General features: G+C 71.7%; 2 protein-coding genes and 1 pseudogene. 2 read left to right on the forward strand and 1 reads right to left on the reverse strand.

Annotation, left to right across the window (positions count from 1 at the left end; translation table 11 throughout):
* Positions 1-57: 57 nt before the first annotated feature.
* The gene (locus AC08OQ_RS18060; protein ID WP_476612233.1) at positions 58-1,044 is read right to left on the reverse strand and encodes a FecCD family ABC transporter permease; all 987 of its coding nucleotides are present in this window, start codon (positions 1,042-1,044) and stop codon (positions 58-60) included.
* Positions 1,045-1,455: 411 nt separating this feature from the next.
* Here AC08OQ_RS18060 and AC08OQ_RS18065 point away from each other — a divergent pair, with 411 nt between their 5' ends.
* Together AC08OQ_RS18065 and AC08OQ_RS18070 are read left to right on the forward strand one after the other, a co-directional pair.
* On the forward strand, positions 1,456-2,880 hold the full coding sequence (locus tag AC08OQ_RS18065; protein ID WP_476602196.1) for a lysine N(6)-hydroxylase/L-ornithine N(5)-oxygenase family protein: 1,425 nt from the start codon (positions 1,456-1,458) through the stop codon (positions 2,878-2,880).
* A pseudogene (locus tag AC08OQ_RS18070) lies at positions 2,880-4,073 on the forward strand (ABC transporter transmembrane domain-containing protein); the annotation flags it as partial. The gene AC08OQ_RS18065 and the pseudogene AC08OQ_RS18070, both read left to right, overlap by 1 nt.
* Positions 4,074-4,167 lie beyond the last annotated feature (94 nt).

Raw genomic sequence — 4,167 nt, forward strand, 5'->3', positions numbered from 1 at the left:
GCGGCGGGAGGGCGCCGGCGGCGGGACGGTCGACCGGGCCGGCCGGCGCGATGCCGGTCACGCCCGGCCCAGCCGCGCGCGGCGGCACAACGCGATGAACACCGGAGCTCCGGCAAAGGCCGTGATGATCCCCACCTGCAGCTCACCTGGAGCGATGATCACCCGTCCGACCAGGTCCGATCCGACCAGCAGGATCGGGGCCAGCATGGCGGAGTAGGGCAGGACCCAGCGGTTGTCCGGTCCGGCGATCACGCGGGCGGCGTGCGGCACGGCCAGGCCGACGAAGCTGATCGGCCCGGCGGCGGCGGTCGCCCCGCCGCAGAGCAGGACGACCGCGAGCACGCCCAGCATCCGGGCCCGGTGAAGGCGGACACCCAGGCCGCGGGCGGCCTCGTCACCCAGCGCGAGCGCGTTCAACGGGCGGGTAAGGGGGAGGGCGAGCAGGAGTCCCGCCGCCATGAACGGCGCCGTCGCCTGCAGCCCGGTCGATCCCGGCGCGGCCAGCGAGCCGACGTCCCAGTGCCGGAACTGGTCGAACGTCTTGGTGTCGATCAGCAGCACGGCGTTGACGAACGCGCCGAGGACGGCCGTGGCGGCCGCGCCCGCCACCACCAGGGTCGCCGGCGTCGTCGCTGCGCGGCCGGTCGCGCCGATCATGAACACGGCGACCGCGGTCAGGGCGGCGCCGGCGAGCGCGAACCACACGTAGCCGCTCGGGCTCGTGACGCCGAAGACCGAGATGCCGACGACGACGGCGGCCGACGCGCCGATGTTGACCCCGAGCATCCCCGGTTCGACCAGATCGTTGCGGGTCAACGCCTGGCTGAGGGCCCCGGCCACGCCGAGCGCGGCGCCGACCACCAGGCCGAGCAGCGTGCGCGGTATCCGCAGGTTGTGCACGACCAGCGCGGCGGACGAGCCGTCGTCGTGCCACAGGACCCGCCACACGACGGTGAACGGCAGGTGGTTGGCGCCGACCCAGACGCTGAGGACGCACATCCCGACCAGAGCGAGCGACGTCACTACCAGGCCGCAGACACGCACTCTCCGTGATCCGAGCGCACCCCCTTGCCGCCGTTGCCGCCGGCCGGGCGGGGCCGCTGCCGCCGGATCGGGCGGGCGCGGCACCGTCGCCTCAGCCTCCGCGACAGCTCGCACCGCCCGCCTCACAATCTGGCGAAATTTGTAAAGATAGGTTAACTTATCTATGGAGAGCCTAACCTGACTTCACGGTCACGTCCAGCGGCCGCCCGGCGCCGGTAGCGCGGGCCGGGGTCCAGCCAGCCGGGGTCTAGTCAGGGGCGGCCGCGGGCCCGGCCGATGGCGCCGCCGGAGCGTGCTTGACACCCAGGGAGGTCACCCCAGAAGATAGGTAAGCCTTACTTTATCGGATTAGCGTACGCTTCTCGTTACCGACGGGAAAGGGCGGCGCGCCCAGGGACCGGAGGATCGGGTGTGGTGAGAGGTCCGGCGTCCACGGACATCGGCATTCGGGACATCGTCGGAATCGGTTTCGGCCCTTCGAACCTGGCGTTGGCGATCGCCGTGACGGAGCACAACGCGCGCGTTTCCCCGGCGGCGGCGCTGAGGGTGTCTTTCCTGGAGCGCCAGCCCCGATTCGGCTGGCATCGGGGAATGCTCCTCGACGGGGCCACGATGCAGGTATCCTACCTCAAGGACCTGGTAACCCTGCGGAATCCGGCCAGCGATTTCAGTTATCTGTCGTTCCTGCATGAGCGGGACCGCCTGGTTGACTTCATCAACTACAAGACCATGTTCCCGCTGCGCCAAGATTTCCACGACTACCTGGAATGGGCCGCCCGCCGATTGGATGACCTGGTCGAGTACGACACGCGGGTGGTCGACATCCGGCCGGTCACCGTCGACGGCGAGGTCCGGATGGTGGACGTCGTCGGGGTGCAGGGGACGACCGGGGAGACGGTCGTCCGCCGGGCTCGCGGCGTCGTCATCGCCGTCGGGCTCGAGCCGACGGCGCCAGCCGGCATCGAGCTGTCCGAACGGGTCTGGCACAACCACGACCTGCTCAGCCGGGTCGCGAACCTGCCATCGCCGGTGCGCGACCGGTTCGTCGTGGTCGGGGCCGGGCAGAGCGCGGCCGAGGTGACCGAATTCCTGCACACGAAGTATCCGCGGGCTGAAGTCGTGGCCGTCTTCTCGCGGTACGGTTACAGCCCGGCGGACAACAGCTCGTTCGCGAACCAGATTTTCGACCCGTCCGCCGTGGACGATTTCTACGCCGCGCCGCCGCCGGTGAAGGACATGCTCAATACCTATCATCGGAGCACGAACTACTCGGTGGTCGATATCGACCTCATCGACGAGCTCTACCGCCGTGTCTACCAGGAGAAGATGCAAGGCCGGGAACGGTTGCGCATCATGCGCGCGTCCCGCCTCGTCGAGCTGCGTCAGCTCACCGACGGCGTCGCCGCCGACGTCGAGTTCATGCCGACCGGCACGCGGGAAAAAATAGAGGCGGACGTCATTGTCTTCGCCACCGGGTACCGCTCGCGAGATCCACGCCAGCTCCTCGGCACGATGGCCCGGCACTGCCAGACCGACCCGGCCGGCCACGTGGCGCTCGACCGCGACTACCGGCTGGCGACGGCGCCCGGCGTCCACGTCGACCTGTACGTGCTCGGCGCGACCGAACACTCCCACGGCATCTCCTCGACCCTGCTCTCCAACGTCGCCGTGCGGGCCGGCGAGCTCGTGCGCTCGATGGCCGAGCGGCGCGGCCGCGCCGCAACCCCCGCGGGCGAGGGCGGCGGCACCCCGCTCGAGGCGGGCCACGTCACTCCCCGATCCGCCTGGGACAGCGGTCTCGGGGCGCTGTCGGTCCCCCGCCCGGCCTGGCGGTGATGGCGGCCGGCACCGCCGCGCTCGACTTGGCCGAGCTGCGGCGTCCCGTCCGAGGTCGGATCACGCTGGCGGCCGGGCTGCAAGCTCTGGCCACGGTGCTGGCGATCACCCCAGCGGTGGTGCTGGTGGAGATCGCGCGCCGACTGCTGAGCGGAGCGGGGCAGCCGGTATGGCCGCTGGCGTGGCTCGCGGCCGGCCTGCTCGTGGCGCGCTTCGCGCTGTACGCCGCGGCGAGCCTGCTCAGCCACCTGGCCGACGCGGACCTCGCCTACCTGCTGCGCCGCCGCCTGACCGAGCAGGTGAGCGCGTTACCGCTGAGCTGGTTCGCCGGCGGGGTCTCGGCCCGGGTGCGCTCGACGGTGCAGGACGACGTGGCGACGCTGCACCACGCAGTCGCCCACGCCCGCGGGGACCTGGCTTCGGCCGTGGCCGGCCCGGCGGTGGTGGTCGGCTACCTGCTCTGGGTCGACTGGCCGTTGGCGCTCGTCACGGTGGCGCTCGTCAGCGCGGCCCAGGCGATCCGCCTGCGGCTCGCGGTCCGCGCGACCGACCAGGTCAGCCGGATCGGTGCGGCCAACAACGAGCTGACCGCGGCCGTGCTCGAGACGGTTCGGGGCATCAGCGTCGTCAAGGCGTTCGCCGGCGGCCGGGGCGCTCCCCGGTTCGCCGCCGCCGCGGCCAAGTACGCCGACGCCGACGAGCAGGCCCAGCGCATCTTCCTCCGGCCCCGCGGGGTCGCCCGGGCGACGGTGGCCCCGGCGACCATCGTGTTCGCGGTCACCGCCGTCGGCACCGGACTGGTCGCGGCCGGGTGGAGTGACCCGGTGGACCTGGTGGCCTTCACCCTGCTCGGGGTCGGGCTGTTCGAGCAGATCACGCCGATCTACCTGGCCCAGGACCTGCGCGAGCGATCCCGGGACGCGGCGGCCCGCATCGGCGACCTGCTGCGCGAGCCCCGGCAGCCCGTCCTCGAGCCCGGCCGCGCCCGGCCGGTGGGCACCCCGCTGACGGTCGAGATCGACGACGTCCATTTCAGCTACCCGGACGGTCACGAAGTCCTGCGGGGGGTGAGAGCGACGCTACGGCCAGGCACGGTGACGGCGCTGGTCGGGCCGTCCGGAGCCGGGAAGTCGACGCTCGCGATGCTGCTGGCCCGCTTCGCCGACGTCACCGGGGGCGCCATCCGGCTAGGCTTGTCTTCCGCACGTGCGTGCGTGGGAGCAGCTCAAACAAAGAAGAGTCTGGTCTGGTCTGAATTCAGGCCCGGCCCGCCCGTCTGCTGCTAGG

The organism is Frankia sp. CcCS3, assembly GCF_977927575.1.